We start from the raw sequence: 22,313 nt of genomic DNA, 5'->3' as shown, positions 1-22,313 counted from the left end.
GCTTATTTGTCATTATTTATTTATATATTCGTTTGGTACGTCACCGCCATGGACACTGTGGTTTTTAAACTGGCTCAACCGCCCGTTGCGATGTTCCCCATGATGTTTATTCTCTTTGAACTGGTGATTTTTATTTTTTTTATTTTTTGCCACCTTTGCCTCTCCTCCTTTTTATTCCCATGGATTTCTTAGTTTGCCCGGTCTTTTCTTCAGTTATTCACTTATTATTATTAGCTGTAAGCGGGCATACTTACCAATAGGCTATGTTTATCTACAGAATGGAGGAGTGCAATATGAATCAGCCTGATGTTAAGGAAAAAGTGATTGATTTGCTTGATAATCATAAAATCGGTGTATTAGCAACGGTTGAACAAAATCAACCGCGCTCACGCTATATGACTTTTTTTAATGACAATTTCATTCTTTATACACCAACGAATAAAGAAACTCCTAAAGCCGAAGACATTGAAGAAAATCCACATGTTCATGTACTCCTGGGCTATGATGGTGAAGGTTTTGGAGACGCATACGTAGAGGTTATTGGAAAAGCAGCTATTCGAGAGGACGATTACTTAAAAGAAAAAATATGGCATGATTCAATGAATCGTTGGCTCGATGGACCGAATGATCCTGATTATGTTGTGCTTGAAATTAAACCAGACAGCATCCGCCTCATGAACCGCAAAGGTGATTCTCCCCAAGAGCTCGATTTTTAACACACAACAAAAGACAAATTCCTCGGAAGTATTAACACGATATTGTTAATATAACCAAAACATGTCAAGTTTCGTAACGCAGATTACAGCCATGACCTGTGTTACTGTTTTTTTTATAACAGCAGCGGAGAAACAAGCCAGCGACATCCGCTTCATTTCCAGACAGAAGGAAAAAAGGATGATAACCTTCAACAAGTTTTATGGAACCAACACTCTGTTCTTTCTTATCAATGCAAAAAACGCCTCGTACTAAATCTGCAAATATTCTAGTACGAGGCGTTCTTCTCTATTTAGCTGGCTTTTTTGGCTTCTCGTTTTCTTTTTTTCTTCTTCACAGCTGCAATTTCCTGATTTGCCGCTTTATAAAACGAATAGCCCATTAATAATACGACGACCGAGAATGGAAATGCTGCAACAATAAGCATATTTTGCAGACCGCTTGTTCCACCAAAATAAACGATAATAGCAGCCATCGCTGATAAAGAAAGTCCCCAAATAATCTTCACTGCTTTTGATGGGTTTAATGAACCTGAAGTAGACAGCATCCCTAACACAAACGTCGCTGAGTCAGCAGAAGTTATAAAGAATATAGCAATAACAACGATAGTGATTAATGACAACATCACACCAAGTGGATAATGTTCAAGCATAGCAAAGGTTGTCGTTTCCATCGAGTATTGTGTCAAATTCGCAAGTCCCTGCTGCTGAACATCCAGTGCCGATACACCAAATACGGCAAAAAAGATAAAACACACGACAGCTGGAACAAATAAGACGCCGAGCATAAATTCTTTAACAGTACGTCCTCTTGAAATTCGTGCAATAAAAATACCGACAAACGGCGACCAGGAAATCCACCATGCCCAATAAAAAATGGTCCAATTGTCAATCCACGTTCTGTTATCTTCGTTTAACGGTTCCATTCGAAAACTCATCTCGAAAAAGTTTGTAATGTAGCCGCCTACCGAATTTGTAAACATATTTAAAATTAACAATGTAGGCCCTACAGCCAGCAGCAGAATCATTAGTACGAATCCTAGAATCATATTAACATTACTCAAATACTTAATTCCTCTGCTGAGACCTGACCAAGCGGAAATGATAAATAAAACCGTAGCAATAATGAGAATGAGCAATTGAAATCCATAATTACTAGGGGTATTGAATAAAAAGGCCAGTCCTTCATTGATTTGGGCTGAACCAAAACCAAGCGTCGCAGCGACACCTACAACTGTTGCACAAACAGCCAAGATGTCTATTAATTTTCCAGCGCCCCCGTTCATCCGTTTTTCACCAAATAAAGGAATGAGCGTTGAACTAACCAAACCTGGGTATCCCTTATGGAATTTAAAATAAGCTAGTGCCAGCGCGACAAGAGCATATACGGCCCATGCATGGACCCCCCAGTGGAAAAATGAAAACTCGAGAGATTCTTTAACAGCCTGTGACGTGCCTTCTTCTGCATTAGGACTGCTTATAAATGCATGAGAAATTGGTTCGGCGGTTGTCCAAAAAATTAACCCTATCCCCATTCCAGCACTAAATAACATCGCAAACCAAGTCGGAAGACTAAACTCTGGTTTATCACCATCTGCCCCTAATTTTATTTTACTAAACCGTGAAAATATTAAGTAAACACAAAACCCGAGCATTAGGGTGATGATTAATAAATAATACCAGCCAAACCGAGTTGATATAAAACCAGTTACGTTCGTCGTAACATTCTCAAGATGCTGCGGAGCTACTCCTCCCCACAACACAACTAATCCACAAATAACTATACTGTACCAAAAAACGACCGTTGCGTTTTTCATATCCTCACCTCTCGTCTAAATGATTTTTCTTTAGAAGCAGCAGTGATTAACAGATGGATTTTTGCAACAGTTTCTTATCTTACATATGATAATAATGAATTGCAAACTTTTCTGATAGAAAAATTACCTCATAAAACAGATAACTCGTTTGCTTCATACAGACTGATCCCTTGGCACACCAACCTTCTCCTTCTGTTCGTTCATCCTCTATATAAATCTTATAAAATTTTTTTTATTCATTTTTTATAAATCTATCACTGAGCTTCACTGAGTTTCACTGAGCTTCACTGAGTAATCTAATTTATATTCAATCGTTCTCAGTGGATTTGGCGCTATTTTTACATCTTGTTAGGATTTTAACTAGTCGCGAACAAACGAGAAGGAGGATTTTTCATTGGCTAAGAAACAAATTCCGCTAATAGATACAGATATTCACGAAAGAGTTCAATATAAAGATATCCTTGAGTATCTGGATGAGCCGTTCAAACACTACATGAAAAATTGTCATTGGATTCAAGAAAAACACATGCCGTACACGCAGCCGGCGACAGCAGGTGTAGACCGTGCAGACGCTATTCTCCCAGACGGCCGCCCTGCCGGGTCGGACTTAGCATTTATGCAAGAACAGCTGTTAGATGATGTCGGTCATGAGTTTGGCATTTTAACTGGCGCCCTAGATCCTTCCCCTTCGTCTATGCACGGCTGGTACGAAATGGCAGCTGCCCTTGCAACAGCTTATAATGACTGGCAAATTGAGCATTGGCTCGAAAAAGACGAACGTTTATATGGATCCGTTCATATTGCAGCACAGGATCGTGAGGAAGCCGTAAAAGAGATTGAACGCGTAGGATCTCATCCGAAAATGGTGCAAATTTTACTCCCGATTGATGACATTATGTGGGGAGATCCGTACTATCACCCGATTTTTGAAGCAGCTGAGAAACACAATTTAATGATTGGCATGCATCACAATGAGCCGCCTGTCTATTATGGCAAATGGCCGAGATATTTTATTGAGTGGCATACATTAATCTCTACTGCTCATATGAAAATAATCGCCAATATGATCTATAACGGGGTGTTTGAGAAGTTTCCCAAACTCGGACTGATGATGATAGAAGGCGGTTTTACCCACATTCCTCATTTGATGTGGAAGATGGATCAGCAGTTTCGGGACTTGCGTCATGAAGTGCCGTGGCTTACACGAAAACCAAGTGAAATCATGAAAGAGCACGTACGAATTACGACCCAGCCTGCTGAAGAATTGACGAAAAAGGAATTTATGTCACTCATCGATCAAATGGGCACGGATGAAATGCTCTGTTTCTCAACGGATTATCCTCATTGGGACTATGACTCTCCTTACCGGGCTCTTCCTAATATGGAACCTGAGCTTAAAGAGAAGATATTTTCTGAAAATGCAAGAGCGTTTTACCCAAAATTGCCTGATAAAAGGGAGGAATAACCATGCAGGAACAAGTTGTTTGTAAGACATCTGAGTTACAGCCTGGGGAAATACGGGAAGCGTATTTTGGCAAACAGAATATTGTCATCTGCCGAACACAAAATGATAACTTTTATGCTTTTATGAATCAATGTATCCACCAAGGGGCTCCTCTTGGCAAAGGGCTTCTTTGCGGAGCAACGACAGACGAGAGCAATCCTGGCGATTATCATTACTGCCACCAAGACGAAATCCTCCGCTGTCCTTGGCACGGAAGAGAATTCGATATGAAAAACGAAGGAAGAATGCTGGCTAATCCAAACAAAAAGCTCGCCAGCTTTAAAGTACGAGTAGAAAACGAAGACGTTATTGTATACAAGTAAAGGACAAGAAGGTGATGAGTAGTGAACCATTCTGATAATGTTGTTGACACTATTATTGTCGGAGGAGGCCCGACCGGGTTATTTGCTGCTTTTTACGGCGGCATGCGCCAAATGTCAGTGAAACTGATTGACAGCCTGCCGCAGGTCGGCGGACAGCTGGCAGCTCTTTATCCTGAAAAATATATTTATGATGTGGCCGGCTTCCCTAAAGTATTAGCAAAAGACTTGGTAGATAACCTCGAAGAACAAGCAAAGCAATTTGATCCTGAAATATGCTTGGAAGAAAACGTTCAATATGTTGAAAAACTTGAAGAACAGCTTTTCAAAGTAACAACGACAAAAGCTGTTCACTATGCTAAGACTATTTTAATTACAGGCGGAGCAGGAGCTTTCCAACCTCGGCGCCTTAAAGATGAAACAGCGCAAAGGTTCGAAGGAAATAACCTGTTCTACTCCATTACCGATCTGCAATCGTTTAAAGGCCAGCGCGTTTGCGTATCAGGCGGAGGAGATTCTGCGGTAGACTGGGCGCTTATGCTTGAAGGAATTGCGGATGAAGTAACCCTTGTTCACCGCAGAGATAAATTTAGAGCTCATGAACACAGTGTTAATCAATTGAAAGACTCAACGGTTAACGTGAAAACGCCAGTGGTCATTGATGAATTAGTTGGGGAAAATGACTTTATTCAATCCATTGTATTAAAAGAAAACAAAGGTGAAGCGTCCGAAAATTTAGAGGTAGATTCCCTCATTGTTAACCACGGCTTTCTCTCGAGCCTTGGTGCAATTAAAGAATGGGGGCTTGAACTTGAAAAGAATTCGATTTTGGTAAACCAGAAGATGGAAACGAGTATTCCAGGAATTTACGCTGCTGGTGACATTGCCACTTACGAAGGAAAAGTAAAGCTTATCGCCACGGGATTCGGGGAAGCTCCAACTGCAATCAGCCAGGCGAAACATTATATCGACCCTAACACCAAAGTTCAGCCTCCTCACAGCACCAGCGTTTTTAGTTAAATTTTTTGCAAAGGAAAGAGGGATATCATGAGCCCAAAAACAATGTTTATAAACGGAGAATGGGTTGCTGCAGCCAGCGGCCAAACGCGTACCATTATTAATCCATTTAACCAAGAAACAGTTGCAGAAGTACCAGAAGGCGATGAGACGGATACGCAGTCTGCAATCGAGGCAGCTAGAAAAGCCTTCGATGAAGGAACATGGCCGCACACTCCAGCGGCCGAGCGCGGGAAATTCGTTTTAAAAATCGCAGAATTAATTGAACGTGACAAACAGGAGTTAGCGGAACTTGAAACGCTCGACACAGGTAAGACTCTTACCGAAAGCCTTGAAGACATGTCCGACATCGCGGAAGTCTTCCGCTATTACGGTGGCCTGGCTGATAAAGACGGCGGAGAAGTTATTGAATCGCCTATTCCAGCTTCCAACAGCAAAGTCGTGCGAGAGCCTGTCGGCGTCTGCGGACAAATCACGCCGTGGAATTATCCGCTTTTACAGGCAGCATGGAAAATAGCCCCAGCTTTGGCTGCTGGAAATACGATCATTGTAAAACCGAGTGAAATCACCCCATTAACTACTATTAAAGTAACCGAACTGATGGAAGAAGCAGGCATCCCTGCCGGAGTAGTTAACTTAATTTTGGGCGCTGGTCCAAAAACTGGACAGCTCTTAGCAGAAAGCCATGCGGTTGACCTTATTTCTTTCACAGGCGGTGTCGAAACAGGACGCAAAATTATGACAGCCGCCGCAGGAAACTTTAAAAAGATCGCGCTTGAGCTGGGCGGCAAAAATCCGAATGTTGTATTTGGTGACGCTGACTTTGATACAGCCGTAGACCAGGCATTAAATGCTGTATTTTTCCATGCCGGACAAGTATGTTCTGCAGGAGCGCGCTTAATCGTACAAGACACGATTCATGATGCTTTTGTTCAGGCATTGGTGGAGCGAACGAAAAAAATTAAACTTGGTAACGGATTTGATGAGTCTACCCAATCCGGTCCCCTTATCTCAAAAGAACACCGTGAAAAAGTAGAAAACTATGTAGAAATTGGTCTCGAAGAAGGAGCGAATCTCCTTATCGGCGGCAAACGTCCAGAAGCAGATGAACTGCAGGACGGGTTCTTCTTTGAACCGACCATTTTTGCAGACTGTGATACATCCATGCGGATTGTACAGGAAGAAACATTTGGTCCATTATTAACCATTGAGCGCTTCAACACGGAAGAAGAGGCAGTTCATCTGGCGAACGATTCCAAATATGGCCTCGCTGGAGCAGTATGGACGACAGATATTAGAAAAGCTGAACGAGTATCGGGTAAACTGCGAATGGGAACAGTATGGATCAATGACTTTCACCCATACTTTGCCCAAGCACCATGGGGAGGTTACAAATCCTCTGGTATTGGAAGAGAGCTGGGTAAACAAGGACTTGAAGAATATACGGAAGTCAAACATGTGTTTGAAAACACCGCACCTGAGCCTATTAACTGGTTTTAAAGGAATAAATAAACCCACCATATTGATTCATTTTCACAAACAGTCTAAAAGCAGCCAGCTAAGGTCGCCGCATCCGTCGACAGCACCTGTCAGCCTTTCTATCATGTCTGCCTGCAAACAAAAGAAGCCAACTGCGACTTTTCCCCAGTCACAGTTGGCTTTCTTCCTATTAAAAGATAGTCTCTTCTGCCTTTTTACGCCATCACTTTACACATATCATTTGTGAATGCTACCGGGTCTTCAACAGGCAGTCCTTCAATAAGAAGTGCCTGATTGTATAAAAGATTCGTGTAAAGCTTTAGTTTGTCCTTGTCACTGTTATACGCGTTTTTTAGAGACTCGTAAATATCGTGGTTAACGTTAATTTCTAAAATTTTATCTGCTTTAATGCTCTGGTTATCCGGCATTTGCTGTAATACTTTTTCCATTTCTATCGAAACTTCTCCGTCTGCTGCTAAGCAAACCGGATGGGTTTTTAAACGTTTCGAAGCACGTACGTCCTTCACTTTATCCGATAAGAGGTTTTTAATTTCTTCAAACAACTCTTTGTTGTCTTGCTGTTCTTCTTTCTCCTTTTCTTGGTCCTCATCAGATTCAATGCCTAAATCACCGCTTGCAACAGATTTAAACGGCTTGTCATCATAGCTCATTAATGTCTTTATCGCAAATTCATCAATGTCTTCATTAAGATATAAAATTTCATATCCTTTGTCCAGCACCATTTCTGTTTGTGGAAGCTTTTCAATACGGTCGTACGATTCACCAGTTGCATAGTAAATATACTGCTGCTCTTCCGGCATTCTCGACACATATTCTGATAAAGTGACCAGTTTCTTTTCTTTTGAAGAGTAGAATAGCAACAAGTCTTTCAAATCGTCTTTATGGCTCCCAAAATCCATCTGCACCCCGAATTTTAACTGGCGGCCAAATGCCTTGAAAAACGTTTCGTATTTTTCCCGGTCCTCTTTTAACAGTGTTTTCAACTGGCTTTTAATTTTATTTTTAATGTTTTTGGCGATCATTTTCAGTTGCCGGTCATGCTGCAGCATTTCTCTGGAAATATTCAGAGATAAATCTTCAGAGTCAACAATTCCTTTGACGAAGCTGAAATAATCCGGCAGAAGGTCTGCACATTTTTCCATAATCAGTACGCCATTGGAGTAAAGCTCCAGCCCCTTTTCATATTCTCTCGTATAATAATCAAATGGCGTGTTTTCCGGGATAAACAGAATCGCTTGATAGCGAACCGCTCCGTCTACGCTTAAATGAACATGAGTTAATGGCTTGTCAAAACCGTAATGCTTTTCTGCGTAAAACGCTTCATAATCTTCTGTTTCCAGCTCGCTTTTGTTCTTTCTCCAGATAGGAACCATGCTGTTGATAGTTTGTTCTTCTTGAACGTCTTCAAACTCTTTTTCCTCTTCATCTTTTGGCTTTTGTACAGTCACATCCATTTTAATTGGGTAACGAATATAATCCGAATACTTTTTGACAATGGACTTTAACCGATGTTCTTCCAAAAACTCATCATAATTCTCATCTTCTGTGTTTTCGCGAAGTTTAATAATGACTTCCGTACCAGCTGCTGCTTTTTCAGCCGGTTCAATCGTATATCCGTCCGCACCATTTGACTGCCATTTATATGCCTGCGTGCTGTCTGCAGACTTGGTGTATACCGTCACAATATCCGCTACCATGAATGCCGAGTAAAACCCAACCCCGAATTGGCCAATAATATCATGGCCATCTTTGATTTCATTTTCATTTTTAAACGCCAGAGAACCGCTTTTCGCAATGACTCCAAGGTTATTTTCTAACTCCTCTTCCGTCATTCCAATTCCCGTATCTTCTATAGTGAGTGTTCGATCGTCCTTATCTGCGTGCACTTTTATGTAGTAGTCCTCTTGATTAAATGTGATGGAATCGTCCGTGAGTGCTTTATAATACATCTTATCAATTGCATCACTCGCATTGGAAATTAATTCCCGAAGAAAAATTTCTTTTTGAGAATATATCGAATTAATCATCATTTCGAGCAAACGCTTCGACTCTGCTTGAAACTGCTTTGTTGCCATGACGGTACAGCCCCTTCCTTCTTTTGCTTTTATCGTTTTTAGCACTCCATGCAAGCAAGTGCTAATTTCTCTACTTCTATTTTACATATCACTTTTCTCATGTCAATATCTTCCCAATCCCTGTAAACAAGCCGTTTCTCTAATAACCGGCTATGCATATATTGGTACAAGTATAAAAATCATGGTCTGTTTCACATCTTTTTCTATATCTATATAAAAGGGGGACAAATGTATGAACGCAAATTTGAGGTTTCATAATTTATCAAAGAAAAACATGTCATTTACCGAGGTGTTTGAACGTATTGAATCCTTTATCAAACAAAATCCACAGGCACAATACCGGTTAATGATAGGCACCGATTCACAAGTTCACCGCAAATCAACACGTTTTGTGACAGGTATTGTGATTCGGCGGGAAGGCCACGGGGTGTGGGCCTGCTTGAAAAAACATGATGTAAAAAGAAGATTTGAACATCTCCACGAGAAAGTATCCATGGAAACGTGGTTAACAGAAGAAGTGGCCCAGCTGTTTACACCAGAAAAGCAAGAAAGATTGTACAACCTTATTTTACCTTATATAGATGAAGGAAGTTCATTCACAATGGAAGGACATTTAGATGTTGGAAAAGGAAAACGCAATAAAACACGCGTATATGTCGAAGAAATGATGGCACGCTTAAAAGTGCATGGAATGAAAGCACGTGTGAAACCTGATTCGTTCGTTGCTTCCTCGTATGCAAACCGCTATACAAAATAACCCCCAAACATGCGCGCCTATTAATTATAAGGAATCCACCCCGCATAGTACTCAGCATAGCCATGAGGCCGTACGACGCCGTGGAAAAAATTTATTTTTGCCGGTGCCTTCTCTATTTTCGTCAAGCCGGAGCATCGTTTGCACCCTTATACGTAATCAACAGCGTATCAAATAACAATCCTTTCACATGAAGACACCGGTATGCAAACCTCTTCTAATAAATGGTTCAACTCTGCATTATTCATTGCCTTCTTCCTTCCTGATAACACTTCTATTCCTTATGTACTGCTGTCACAAAACATGATTAAATATTACTGATTTTGTAAGCACCTCTTAAATATATACTTTATTTTCCGTTTTTATCACTTTTATTTTTATATACCATTATATAGACACAATTAGTTTTAATTCGACAAATTCCAAAACTGCTTATTGACACATGTTTTACGTTATATTTAAAATATAAAAACATCTTTTATACAAGTTCAAACAAAACCCTCTCGTATAATCTTGGAAATATGGTCCATAAGTTTCTACCAAACTACCGTAAATAGTTTGACTACGAGAGAGAAAGACACCACACGTATATCATATATAGCAAGTCTTTCTCTCTTCGTATGTCAAACTCCAGGCCGGCCTGGAGTTTTTTTTATAACGAACAAGGAGGAGAGAGAGAACATGCCAACACAAAAAGAGATATTAAAAAAACGAATCGATGTTGCTTCGGGACGAGTCCAAGCAGACGTCGTTATCAAAAATGCCCGAATCATCGATGTTTTTAATCACGACATCATAGAAGGCGAAGATGTTGCCATAGCTGATGGATACATTGCCGGCATAGGCAAATACGATGGTACAAAACGAATTGATGCCAACAACCGCTACCTTTGCCCTTCTTTTATTGATGGTCATGTACACATTGAATCGTCGATGGTGGCTCCATCCGTCTTTGCACAAACAGTACTCCCTCACGGTGTTACAACCATTATTACAGACCCGCATGAAATTGCCAATGTTGCAGGAACAAGCGGTATTCAGTTTATGCTGGATGACGCAAAAAATACACCACTTGATATCCGCCTTATGCTGCCTTCCTGTGTGCCAGCAACCCCATTTGAACACAACGGTGCTGCCTTACACGCTGAAGATTTAGAGCCTTTTTTTAATAATCCTCAGGTTCATGGGCTTGCTGAAGTTATGGATTACCCTTCCGTTTTACACACGGAAGAATCTATGATGAATAAATTAACGATGGCTCAAGCAAACAGTGATTATATTGATGGACATGCTGCTGGTCTATCCTATGATGCACTGAATGTATACGGCAGCGCTGGCATTAAAACGGACCATGAATGCAGCACTGTTCATGAAGCACGTGAACGCTTACGCCTCGGCATGTACGTCATGATGCGAGAAGGATCCGCAGCAAAAGACCTCACTTCCATTCTTCCATTAGTAAACGATCATAATGCCCGTCGTTTTTTGTTCTGTACGGATGACAAGCATTTAGATGACTTGCAGGAAAATGGAAGTATTGATCACCATGTACGGCTTTCCATCGAACATGGACTCTCTCCTTTAACAGCTGTTCAAATGGCTTCACTGAATGCAGCTGAGTGCTACGGCTTGAAAACAAAAGGAGCGATTGCACCAGGTTATGAAGCTGATTTTTTGCTGCTGGATAATCTTGAACAAGTATCTATTCGTGCGGTCTATATCTCCGGCGAGCTGCAGGCAGAAAACGGCACCTATGCAGGGAAACCGCTGGCAGCTGTCACGCCGCCGTCTTCTCTAACTCAAACGGTTCATGTGCCAGCATTAACAGAACAAGATTTATCGATTCCACTATCAGGAGAGCGCGCTCATATTATTGAAGTAAATCCGAATCGTTTAATTACCAACAAAGTGACTGAAACCGTCACTGTACAAAACCAAACTTTTTCGCCTTCTATAGAGCGCGATCAACTCAAGATAGCGGTATTAGAAAGGCACACCGGCACTGGCAATATTGGCCTTGGCATCGTCAAGGGATTCGGTATTCAACATGGTGCGATTGCCTCTACCATTGCCCATGACTCCCACAATGTAGTGACTGCCGGAACGAATGATTACGATATGATTACAGCCGTTCGTGTACTAGGCGGCATGCAAGGTGGATTAGCTGTTGTTCAAGGCGGAAAAACGCTGGCTGCTCTTCCATTGCCGTTAGCAGGGCTGATGTCCAGTGAAACGGACAGCGCAGTGGTTGGAAAGCACCTTCGGGAGGTGAATGATGCTCTCACCGTGATCGGTTGTTCTAATGCGTTTGATCCTATCCTTACTTTGTCATTTTTAACGCTTCCTGTGATCCCAGCGCTCAAATTAACCGATACTGGATTGTTTGATGTATCCTCATTCAGCCACATTTCTATTGATCCACTAAAAATTAACGAATGAAGGTTGCATTTTCATGCGATTAATGTAAAATTAAAAACGGACATTATATTAATAAAAATCAAAAATGTTCGCATTTAAATTTGCAATAAGCAAATTTTGATGAACTACATCATTGAAGGGGGATAAAAAGTGAACATTTCATTTTTTTGGAAACAGGGGTTACTCATTGTTGCAGCTGTTCTTTTCATGGCGGGCTGCAGCCAAGATCCGGAACAAGTCGTTGGGGAAGAAACAGACACCGAGGCAGAAGCTGCTGATGAAAGCAAAGTAGGCATCATTGGTCCAATGGAAGTAGAAATTGATATACTGCGCTCTAATATGGATATTGAGAAAGAGCATGATATTGCTGGTTTGACGTTTTACGAAGGGACGTTAAAAGATCAGAACATTGTTTTGGTACAATCTGGCATTGGTAAAGTAAATGCATCTGTTGCAGCACAAGCACTTATCAGTGAATTTAATGTCGATACATTAATTAATTCCGGCGTTGCCGGCAGCATCCATCCTGATGTAGGACTTGGAGATATTGTTATTTCTACCCAAACGGTTCATCACGATATGGATGAAACAGCGAAAGGCTACGAGCCAGGACAAATCCCTGATATGGATGTCTTATATTTTAAAGCAGATGAGGAATTGATTTCTCTTGCTGAAGAAGGTACCACTGGCCTTCCTGATTATGTTGATGTTTTTACAGAAAACGTAGCCACCGGTGATCAATTTATCCATAGTGAAGAAAAATCACAATGGATTCGTGACACCTTTGATGCTTATGTTGTTGAAATGGAAGGCGCAGCTGTTGGACAAATCGCTTATTTAAATGACATTCCATACGTTGTCATCCGTTCCGCCTCTGATGATGCCGGAGAAGAAGCAGCAGACATTCAAGAAAATTTCGTCGAAGAAGCTGCTCAAAACTCCAGCCATGTTATTGAAAACATTCTAGAAAATTTGAACTAAATGCAAAAAGCTGCCAAAAGGGGTGAACCCCCTTTTGGCAGCTTTTTTACGCCTTGGCTTCATGATTATTTTCACTTATATAGGGGGAATGTAAAATCGTTGACACACATAAACACCTGCATGACGATCTTGCAAAGCAGCCCGAAAGCACAGTTCACGGAAAGTGCTGGGTGTATCAACGCTCTTTATTAAAATATGATAGATATTTTTGATTCAAAACACAAACAATAATACAGCACTTATCTACCTCTCATCTTTTATCATTACCTTTTCCTTTCTTTTATTTATATGCTACAATCCATTACATAAAAATTTTCATTTAAGACAAATCTTAACATTCATTTTCTTTATTCTGGGTATACATACTAATAGTTAAAACGCCAGAATTTATCTTTCGGGTTAAGGGAGACGGTACATGATGGAAAATAAGAAAAAAAAGCTGAAATTTATGAACAGCGTTTTTTGGATTTCGTTTATTATCATTTTTGTGTTCGCCTTATGGGGAGCACTGGCTCCAGAAGCGCTTGCGACACAAGCAAATACGATTTATGGATCTATTGCCAGCACGTTTGGGTGGTTTTACCTTGTATTTGTGTTAGCACTTATTGTTTTCAACTTTTATCTAGCATTCAGCAAGTACGGAAGTATCCGGCTTGGCGGTGATAACACAAAGCCCAAGTATTCTTTATTCACCTGGCTGGCTATGCTGTTCAGCTGTGGTTTTGGGGTCAGCATTGTCTTTTGGGGTGTGGCAGAACCAATGACCCACTTTGGATCTCCTCCACCGTTTGAAGGAGACATTCAAGCAGGTACAGCCGAAGCAGCTCGTGAAGCGATGTGGAGTGCGTTTTTTAACAACGGTATTCACCAATGGGCATCCTTTACTTTTGTCGGTTTAGCCATCTCTTATTTTATTTACCGACAAGAAGAGCGCAGTTTAATGAGTGACACGATGAACTATGTCATCGGTGATACGGGGAAAAAACCACTGCGAAACGCTGTTGACATCATCGCAGTCATTGCGACTGTCATGGGGGTTGCAACAACACTCGGTTTAAGCGTTTTGCAAATCAGCGGCGGTCTTGGTTTTGTTTTTGATTTCTCATCTGGTACAGGTACACAAATACTCATTGTTATTGCCATGTTTCTTTTCTTTATGGTGTCTACGTTATCCGGGCTTGACCGCGGGATTAAATATTTAAGTAACATCAACCTCGGGCTTGCACTAATACTTATGATTGCCGTGCTTATTATCGGGCCTACCGGCTTTCTATTAGAAACTATTACAATGGGAATCGGAGACTACTTGCAAAACTTTTTCCAAGCAAGTTTGCGGATGGATCACTATACGCAAACAACTTGGGTCCAAGACTGGCCGATTTATTACTGGGCGTGGACGATTGCATGGTCTCCGTTTGTCGGGATGTTTGTCGCGCGAATTTCTCGAGGCCGGACGGTGCGGGAATTTGTCCTGGGGGTCATGGTATCGCCTCCATTTATCGGGATTATATGGATCGGCATTTTTGGCGGAACAGCGGTACACCTAGACCTTTTCCAAGGAACAAATATCGCTGGTGCAGTAGCGGAAGATACGACGACCGCTCTCTTTTCCATGCTTGAAAATATTCCGTTAGGAACGATTTTATCGATTTTGTCTATTGGCTTGCTGTTTACATTTCTGGTAACATCTGCTGACTCCGCAACGTTCGTGTTAGGCATGATGACGTCTAAAGGAGATACGAATCCTTCATTGATTGTCAAAATCATCTGGGGAACATTGATTGCATCACTGGCAGTTGTACTAATGATAAGCGCGGGCTTAGACGGTTTGCAAACGGCGTCATTAATAGGAGCCTTGCCTTTCTCCATTGTTCTTTTCGTTGCAGCTGTTTCTTTATTAAAAACGATACGCCGCGATTACAAAGCTACTCGCAAACGCCAAGAAGAAGAGCGTATCCGTAAACAAATTGAAGATCACCATGCTAATAACTAAAAACTTCTCACAAACTCGGCTCGCCGCCGAGTTTGTGAGATTTTGTTCGTTTCGCAGCGCTGCACTTTTTAAAATCTAAAAAAACGAACCCGGGTGACATCAGACGATGTTCGGGTTCGTTTTTTTTATCAGGCAGGAAAGGATAAAAGTTTGGCTTTTTCATGGTTTAACGCAAGCACCTGACAGAAGTTCTTTCACCACAGCCGAACGTTCCTCTTTCAAGGCGCTTGCGCTTGTCTTATCATATTACAAACCTGGGAGGATGCCGCTAAAGAGGCTGAGCACTAATACCATGGCAAGAGCAGTTAAACCAGCTATGAAACCACCAATCGTCCATGCTTGAATGGTTTGCGGGATGGTCAGCCTTCCAAATTTGTTAACAACCCAGAATCCAGAGTCATTTGGAAGAGAAAGACCAATCGCACCGGCACAAATCGCAAGTCCCATAAGCACTGGAGAAATACCAAGGTCAGCAGCCATCGGTCCCATAATTGTAGATGTTGTAACAAGAGCTACCGTTGCAGAACCTAACGACGCACGTAAAATTTGCGAGAAGATAAATACTAACAATACAACCGGAATACTCCAGCTTTGCATCGTCTCCACAAGATAGTCGCCAATTCCACTTTCGTTAATAACAGCACCAAATGCACCACCTGCACCTGTTACAAGAATAATCATACCGCCTGAACTGATGGCTTCAGAATACAGTTGAGAATAAGGTGTGCTGATATACGGCCGAAGTACAACAATTGCGGTGAGTACACTTATGAGGAGCGCAACGTTTTTATCCCCAATAAACCCAAGAATACTCGCTGCTGTCGACCCTTCTGCAATCCATAAACCGCTAATCGTATTGAGTAAAATTAAAGCAATTGGCAGCGCTAACAAGAAAAATGATAATCCAGTAGAAATTTCCTTTTTCGGTTTATCTAGTTTTTCAGGAAGCTGTGCTTCAATGTCTTCTATCGAAGGCTTAATTTTCTTTCCAATCGCCATCCCGTAAATATAACCGCCAACAAGTGTCGCTGGAATCGCACAAATCAAACCGTAAACAATAAACAAACCAAGGTCGGCTCCCGTATTTTCCGCTACAATCATTGGCCCGGGAGTCGGAGCAATCATACTATGCGCTACAATCAACCCTACTCCTAAAGCGGTTACAAATGACACAATTGAAATACCTGTTTTCTTCGTTAAACTTTTTACGAGCCCGCTCAAAATAACGAAGGCGGCATCAAAAAAGACGGGGATGGAGACAGCGACCCCTGTGATGGATAAACCAGCCGGGGACCGCTTAATCCCAAATACTTTCAAGACAGCTTCGGCTATTTTTTCTATCGCTCCTGATGCACCAAGAAGCTGACCAAAAATCACACCAAGCCCGATTAATATCCCAACACCTACGAGTGTACTGCCAAACCCTTCGGTGATGAGTACTGGTATTTCAGATGGTGCAAACCCGATGACAAGCGCTGTGAGAAACGCCACAACAATCAGAGAAATAAAGGGATCTATTTTTAGCTTTAGAATGAGAAAAAAGAGTGCTGCAAGAGACAATATAAAAATAAATATGAGCAAATTCCCTTCCATCATTGTAATAACCTCCTTATAATTAGTTGTCTAAAATCTCAACCACTTCTTTTAATGTATCTTCACTGCCGACGTTGCCTGGAAAAATAATATATGGAATGCCAGTAAACCGGCTGTCTTCTCCTGTTTTCCATACAGGAATACCAGGAGCTATTTGTCCTAGCACTTCTGCTTTGGTTACACCAAGGCCATTTGTACCAACATCACTTGACGTAATACCGCCTTTTGCGATGACAAATTTCGGCTCATACTTACTTTTCTTGACAAACTCTGTTACTGCTTTAGAAATGTCCACCGATAATTTTAATTCTTCCTCACGGCGGTCGTCTCCTAAATCAAGACGTTCTCTAGACGTGTACACACATACCGTCGTTCCATCTGCAATATGTTGATCCAATTCTTGCTGCACACGTTCTTTTTCTTGCTGAAATGCTTCTTTGTCTTGGGCTGTCAAACAGTTAAATTCGATAAAATGAATGTGTTTGTTTTCCTGCAGTACGTGCAGTTGATCAGTTGACTTTTGTACGTGTGACCCCACTACAATCAATCCGCCATGCTCTGTTGACTTTTGGTACAATGTATCCGCTTTTAAATACGGCTTGGCCGAAATATCAGCTACTTCTTTCGTGAATGTAGCAGCTGTCCGATATAAAAAGTTCTTTCCTTTCGCCAATGCACCATATAAAGCGATACAAAAGACTCGAATATCTTCATCTTCTATTGCGTTCACCACTAGCTTCTGAAAGTTTGTTAAACCAAGGAGTTTTTCTTCAATGGCATCGATATCAAGGTTTCGTAATTCCTCTAATGTTACGCATTCTACTTGTTCTTTCGGAAAACTACCATTTGTTTTTTCTTCAATATAAGCAGGCAAACTGCTGCTTTGAAATCCAAACATACGATCTTTTGCAAACTCCGATTCACCTACTGGTGTAAACGTATCTCCCTGCTGAATATAGTGCACATCTTGAACCGTCAGCCGGCCGCCTTGGCGGAAAAATGGCATGATAATTTCGCCGTCTATTGCCTCATCTAGATTTTGTTCTAACGTGTCTTTCAATACTTCGGTCTCTAGTGGATAATGTCCGCGCAGCGTAGAGTCTCCACGGCTGATAAGCAGAAAAGGCATGTCCTTTTTTTGCGATATACGAGCTATTCTCTCAGCTATATCTTGGTGAACTTGTTTTGTCTCTGCTTCTGAAAAAGAGCGTGAATTTGTCAAAATAAACACTAACTGCCTTGGGTCATCAAAAGCCTGCTCGATAGTGTCTTCCGACCAATCTGTAAAAACCGGGATGTTATGCACGGTTTGTACACCAGTCGGATCATCATCCAAAGCAATCACCTTATGCCGAAAAGAGTCGAATCGTTCCTGAAAATGCTTATCCACTTCTTCTTTGTTGTATTGTGGCAAAGACTGAATATAATCTTTTACATTTGTCATTCTGATTTCCCACCTTTTGGTACTTGATAGTTGGATAATGTTTCATAGTATTGCAGCACACCGCTGTGGTCATCGGTTTGTCTGCCATGTGCAGCAAGTGACTCAAACATTTCTGCTACGTCTGAAGTTAACGGCAGCGGCATACCGATTTCTTTTCCAGTCGATAATACGTTTCGTAAATCTTTCAAATTAATATCGATACGGCCGCCTGCTTCAAAATCACGCTCAAGAATCTTCGGTATTTTTGCATCCAGCACAGTGCTTCCAGCAAGCCCGCCACGGATGGCCTCGTACATTTTTTCAATATCCACGCCTGCTTTTGATGCAAGAAGCACCGCTTCAGACATCGCAGCCATTGTAACGTTTACAAGAATTTGATTAGCAAGCTTTGTTGTAGAACCGGCTCCCGCTTCTCCTACACGAACAACATCTTCCCCTACAGTCTTTAATACTGGAAGAACTTTTTCAAAAGCTTCTTCCTTTCCACCCGCCATGATAGAAAGTGTTCCGTCAATTGCTTTTGGTTCGCCTCCGCTGACTGGTGCATCGATAAATTCCACTTGCTTTTCAGCTAATGCATCGGCCCACCGCTTTGAATCAACAGGTGAAACAGAACTCATATCGACAACAATAGCTCCCTCTTTTACTGCTGGTAAAAGTTGATTTAACAACACATCTTCAATAATAGCGGCAGTGGGCAGCATCGTAAAAATGACATCACTGCCTTCTACTGTTTCTTCATTAGAATGAGTCATCACAGCTCCTGCCTCTTGGACTGCTTTTGCTGCCGCTTCATTTATATCAAACGCTTTCAAAGAATAGCCTGCTTGCAAAATATTTAATGCCATCGGCTTACCCATAATACCTAAACCAATAAAACCTATTTGCATAATCATAACTCCTTTTCTTGAGTTGTTAACGCTTTCTGACTCATATTTTAATACAAAATGGCGATTTTGTATACATTTTTATATCAAATTGCATACATTATTTTATAGATTGTACGATGACAGTGAATTTTGTGTATAATAAAAACAAAAATACACGGGTAGTCAGGAGAATGAGGATGAACAAAAATGGAAAAAAGACGTCGCAGCTTCATGCTTATACGCAAATCAGAGACAAAATTCTAAATGGCGAGTACGAAGGCGGGACTAAACTAACCGAAGTGAATTTGGCTGAAAGTATGGGGATAAGCCGGACGCCGGTGCGAGAAGCAATTCGGAGGCTGGAACAAGAAGGTTTAATTAAAAACAAAAAAGTTTTTAAGCCGACTGAAACGGACATGCGTTATCTCTTTGAAATGAGGATATTAATTGAAAGCTATTCGGCAAAAAAAGCAGCTCGTTACATGATTGACGAGCAAATTTCACAACTGCGCGACTGTGTGCACCAAGCAAAAACAAGCACGGACACAGAAGAAATTATCTATCAAAATAAAAGGTTTCATGACCTTATCGTGAAAGAATCCAGAAACCCGCTCATGATTGAAAACGTAGAGCATATGCAAGCCATTATCTATTTGTTCAGCCGAGCTGTGGTCAGCCACAAACGGCCATTTCTTGTAGAAGAACATGAACAAATATGCCAGGCTATTGCTGATCACAATCCTGAAAAAGCCGGCGACTTAATGAAAGCGCACCTAGAAGCAGATTTAGAATTTGCCTTAAACATTGTAACCTAAAGAAAAAACCAGTTGTTTCCATCACCGTCTCATGAAACAACTGGTTTTTTTCTCTTCATTTCATTTATAGAGGAAATATAACAAAAAGACATGTCAAATCCCCTTTGTCAGGCATCTCTCCACGTTTCTTCCCTCTGCTTTCAATAATTGCTTTTTACTGCAGGTAATTCGAGCCAACCCAAAATAAAAATCATCCATCACAAAGATTTTGTAAACGTTTAGCAGTCACTTTAGCGTTGGACCGGAGATAAAACCGCCCGAAACGTCTTTGACATTGTGCACCACAATAAACGCATCAGGGTCCACTTCTTTAATCACCCGCTTCAGCCGCAGCAGACGGTGCGAATGAATCACAATATACAAAACACGACGCCGCTCTTTCATGTATTCTCCCCGTCCGTAAAACACAGTCGCACTAGAGGCAAGTTCACTTGTAATCCGCTGGGAAATCTCTTCTGAGTACGGTGAAACGACATTTAGTGCCTTTTTTGAATCAAAGCCGCCAAGCACAAAATCAGTGACAACTTTGCCGACGTACAATGTAATTAGTGTATACATCGTGTACACAGGTCCGATAATGAAAATCCCGGCAATGACGATGATTGCATCAAGTACAAGCGTTGTTCCGGTTAAGTCCCAGCCCAGCTGCTGGTTAAAGACACGGGCTACAATAGACGTCCCGCCAACGGAACTTCCCGCTTGATAAATAAATCCGAAGCCGACTCCGGTAATCAATCCGGCAAAAATCGCTGCAAGCAGCGTATCTTCTATCGGCTGGGCATACATCCCTTCAAAAATGCTAATAAATACAGAAAACAACACGACGTTAAAAATGGTTTTATACACCATATGCCGCGGCAAGTAGCGTATACCAATACTCAAAAGCAGCACAAAGATAATCGGAGTGGAAATGCTGGGTGAAATATCCATACCGTAGTAAATAAGTAAAGCTATGCCCACAATGCCGCCTTCAGCAATAGAGTTTGGCATCGCAAGCTGGGTCACAGCGATAGCAAACAGCAGCGTGCCGATAATGATATAGATAGTGTTTTTCATGACCTTACTCCTTTCTGATGCATGTTTAAGAAAAACGATATTAGAGCGTAAAAAAAGAAATCATCCATCGCTTTTACGATAAGGATGATTCCTTATTTTCCCCATAATAACACAACCCTATCATCTCTTAGAACCATGCTGTCCATAGGAATTTCTGCATGAAGGCCTGGGTGAACATAGCAGCATCTCACTTGTGTGAACTCCCCCCGCTTCGCTGCGTTTGAAGCGGGGGCTTCCTTTGGAAATCCGTTAAAAAAAGAAAAGACCCTGAACCTGTGAACTGTACCACTTTAAGGTCTTTTCTTTACTTCCTTCCCTGTCAAAAGTTCCATGGATATTCGTTTGGCGGATTGGAATGTATTTTTATTTCTTCTTTTTTTGTCGGATGCTCTATAGCGAGTGTATGAGACCATAAAGCGATTTGCTGGCCTGGCTGATTCACGTCTTTACCATATTTTTGGTCACCGTAAAGAGGGCAGCCGCGCGAAGCAAGCTGGACACGTATTTGATGAGGTCTTCCTGTATGAAGCCGAATAGAGAGGAGACTTACATCTTTCCTGCTATCGATCATTTCATATTCCAATACCGATTTTTTTGCGTTTTTATGATGAGGAGGGGCAGTACTTACTTTATTTTTCCGACGGTCCTTGATTAAGTAATCTTCTATTACATCACGATTTTTCGGTGGTTTTCCTCGTACCACAGCCAAATAATTCTTTTGAATAGCATTCCTTCGAATTGCATCAGATAACCGAGAGGCTGCTTTTGACGTTTTTGCAAACACCATCGCTCCACCGACGGGACGATCCAAACGATGCACCAGTGCAAGATAAACATTTCCCGGTTTCTGATAACGAACTTTCAAATCTTCTTTCAAGAAAGTGAGTAAATCCTTATCTTTGGAACGGTCCTCTTGAACTGGTATATTCACTGGCTTTTCGACAAAAAGTAAATGATTATCCTCATAAAGAATAGGAACTATCATTGCTATTTAAACTCCTTCGATTGATACTTCAGTTCTTAGTTTAGAACTCATCTTCTACATGATGACACTTTCATAACTACAGCTACTCTAATACTTCTTATCCATTATTTCAAACTTCCTCCATCACCACAATATAATGTAAAAAGTATTATTTCCATCAGTACGATACGTTTTAGACACTTTCCCTGGCATTTGATAAGTGCATTCTGTGAATTTTAGTGATAAATGGCGTATTATTTTCAAGATTATTTGTCGTAAGGAGTGAATCTCTGGATAGTTCCAGAGCAGCTGTCACCAGGAGAAAATGATGGATTGTATTACAAGCGATCATTTTTCATCATAAATTTTTTATTCTAAGTGGTAGCATTAGGTGAATTTGAAATTTAAAGAGGAATTAAATAAAAGCCTAATTTCTCAACATTTAAAGGAGAAATCAGGCTTTTATTTACTTCATAATCG

Annotated in this window: 18 protein-coding genes and 1 riboswitch; of the genes, 10 read left to right on the top strand and 8 right to left on the bottom strand. The window is 41.2% G+C overall.

Features of this window, described 5'->3' with window-relative positions:
• Positions 1–12: 12 nt before the first annotated feature.
• The gene (locus BLT18_RS18220) at positions 13–153 is read right to left on the bottom strand and encodes a hypothetical protein (RefSeq protein ID WP_175487475.1); all 141 of its coding nucleotides are present in this window, start codon (positions 151–153) and stop codon (positions 13–15) included.
• A gap of 140 nt (positions 154–293) precedes the next feature.
• Between BLT18_RS18220 and BLT18_RS10990 the strand changes: the two genes are divergently transcribed.
• A complete protein-coding gene (locus tag BLT18_RS10990; RefSeq protein WP_091273903.1) occupies positions 294–716 on the top strand; it encodes a pyridoxamine 5'-phosphate oxidase family protein in 423 nt (140 codons plus the stop codon).
• Positions 717–1,006: 290 nt separating this feature from the next.
• On the opposite strand, the gene BLT18_RS10985 is transcribed toward BLT18_RS10990, so the two are convergent.
• Positions 1,007–2,530, bottom strand: coding sequence for a BCCT family transporter (locus BLT18_RS10985; RefSeq protein WP_091273901.1), 1,524 nt, complete (start codon positions 2,528–2,530; stop codon positions 1,007–1,009).
• A gap of 394 nt (positions 2,531–2,924) precedes the next feature.
• Here BLT18_RS10985 and BLT18_RS10980 point away from each other — a divergent pair, with 394 nt between their 5' ends.
• The 4 genes from BLT18_RS10980 to betB are packed head-to-tail and all read left to right on the top strand — an operon-like array spanning position 2,925 to position 6,871.
• Positions 2,925–3,995 (top strand): amidohydrolase family protein, encoded by a 1,071-nt coding sequence (locus BLT18_RS10980; protein ID WP_091273899.1) that lies wholly within the window; start codon positions 2,925–2,927, stop codon positions 3,993–3,995.
• Between the two features lie 2 nt (positions 3,996–3,997).
• On the top strand, positions 3,998–4,357 hold the full coding sequence (locus tag BLT18_RS10975; protein ID WP_091273897.1) for a Rieske (2Fe-2S) protein: 360 nt from the start codon (positions 3,998–4,000) through the stop codon (positions 4,355–4,357).
• A 21-nt stretch (positions 4,358–4,378) separates the two neighbouring features.
• A complete protein-coding gene (locus BLT18_RS10970) occupies positions 4,379–5,374 on the top strand; it encodes an NAD(P)/FAD-dependent oxidoreductase (RefSeq protein WP_091273895.1) in 996 nt (331 codons plus the stop codon).
• A 27-nt stretch (positions 5,375–5,401) separates the two neighbouring features.
• Entirely contained in the window at positions 5,402–6,871 is a 1,470-nt protein-coding gene (gene betB / locus BLT18_RS10965; protein WP_091273893.1) for a betaine-aldehyde dehydrogenase, read from the top strand.
• 194 nt (positions 6,872–7,065) lie between these two features.
• Here betB and htpG read toward each other — a convergent pair whose 3' ends face one another.
• On the bottom strand, positions 7,066–8,946 hold the full coding sequence (htpG, locus tag BLT18_RS10960; RefSeq protein ID WP_091273891.1) for a molecular chaperone HtpG: 1,881 nt from the start codon (positions 8,944–8,946) through the stop codon (positions 7,066–7,068).
• 232 nt (positions 8,947–9,178) lie between these two features.
• Between htpG and BLT18_RS10955 the strand changes: the two genes are divergently transcribed.
• From BLT18_RS10955 to BLT18_RS10940, 4 genes are all read left to right on the top strand, one after another.
• Entirely contained in the window at positions 9,179–9,703 is a 525-nt protein-coding gene (locus BLT18_RS10955) for a ribonuclease H-like YkuK family protein (protein ID WP_091273889.1), read from the top strand.
• 480 nt (positions 9,704–10,183) lie between these two features.
• A riboswitch (purine riboswitch) is annotated at positions 10,184–10,285 on the top strand.
• Positions 10,286–10,381: 96 nt separating this feature from the next.
• On the top strand, positions 10,382–12,139 hold the full coding sequence (gene ade / locus BLT18_RS10950; protein WP_091273888.1) for an adenine deaminase: 1,758 nt from the start codon (positions 10,382–10,384) through the stop codon (positions 12,137–12,139).
• 129 nt (positions 12,140–12,268) lie between these two features.
• Positions 12,269–13,099, top strand: a complete 831-nt coding sequence (locus BLT18_RS10945) for a 5'-methylthioadenosine/adenosylhomocysteine nucleosidase (RefSeq protein WP_245705247.1) — start codon at positions 12,269–12,271, stop codon at positions 13,097–13,099.
• A 418-nt stretch (positions 13,100–13,517) separates the two neighbouring features.
• Positions 13,518–15,092 (top strand): BCCT family transporter, encoded by a 1,575-nt coding sequence (locus tag BLT18_RS10940; protein WP_091274003.1) that lies wholly within the window; start codon positions 13,518–13,520, stop codon positions 15,090–15,092.
• Between the two features lie 246 nt (positions 15,093–15,338).
• Here the strand turns inward: BLT18_RS10940 and BLT18_RS10935 are convergent, their stop codons facing one another.
• Genes BLT18_RS10935 through garR form a run of 3 tightly spaced genes read right to left on the bottom strand, consistent with a single transcriptional unit; the run spans position 15,339 to position 19,025 of the window.
• Positions 15,339–16,688, bottom strand: a complete 1,350-nt coding sequence (locus tag BLT18_RS10935) for a GntP family permease (RefSeq protein ID WP_091273886.1) — start codon at positions 16,686–16,688, stop codon at positions 15,339–15,341.
• A gap of 19 nt (positions 16,689–16,707) precedes the next feature.
• Complete coding sequence (locus BLT18_RS10930; RefSeq protein ID WP_091273884.1) at positions 16,708–18,129, bottom strand: four-carbon acid sugar kinase family protein; 1,422 nt, start codon at positions 18,127–18,129, stop codon at positions 16,708–16,710.
• Positions 18,126–19,025, bottom strand: coding sequence for a 2-hydroxy-3-oxopropionate reductase (gene garR / locus BLT18_RS10925; protein WP_091273882.1), 900 nt, complete (start codon positions 19,023–19,025; stop codon positions 18,126–18,128). The genes BLT18_RS10930 and garR overlap by 4 nt, the downstream gene beginning before the upstream one ends.
• A 170-nt stretch (positions 19,026–19,195) precedes the next feature.
• Here garR and BLT18_RS10920 point away from each other — a divergent pair, with 170 nt between their 5' ends.
• Positions 19,196–19,813: a GntR family transcriptional regulator gene (locus tag BLT18_RS10920; RefSeq protein WP_091273880.1), complete on the top strand. Its 618-nt coding sequence runs from the start codon at positions 19,196–19,198 to the stop codon at positions 19,811–19,813.
• A gap of 225 nt (positions 19,814–20,038) precedes the next feature.
• Here the strand turns inward: BLT18_RS10920 and BLT18_RS10915 are convergent, their stop codons facing one another.
• Entirely contained in the window at positions 20,039–20,869 is an 831-nt protein-coding gene (locus BLT18_RS10915) for a YitT family protein (protein ID WP_091273879.1), read from the bottom strand.
• Between the two features lie 319 nt (positions 20,870–21,188).
• Complete coding sequence (locus BLT18_RS10910; protein ID WP_091273878.1) at positions 21,189–21,854, bottom strand: RluA family pseudouridine synthase; 666 nt, start codon at positions 21,852–21,854, stop codon at positions 21,189–21,191.
• Positions 21,855–22,313: the final 459 nt, after the last annotated feature.

The organism is Alteribacillus persepolensis (assembly GCF_900099605.1).
Lineage (GTDB): Bacteria > Bacillota > Bacilli > Bacillales > Marinococcaceae > Alteribacillus > Alteribacillus persepolensis.
This window is presented reverse-complemented; position numbering and strand designations above follow the sequence as displayed.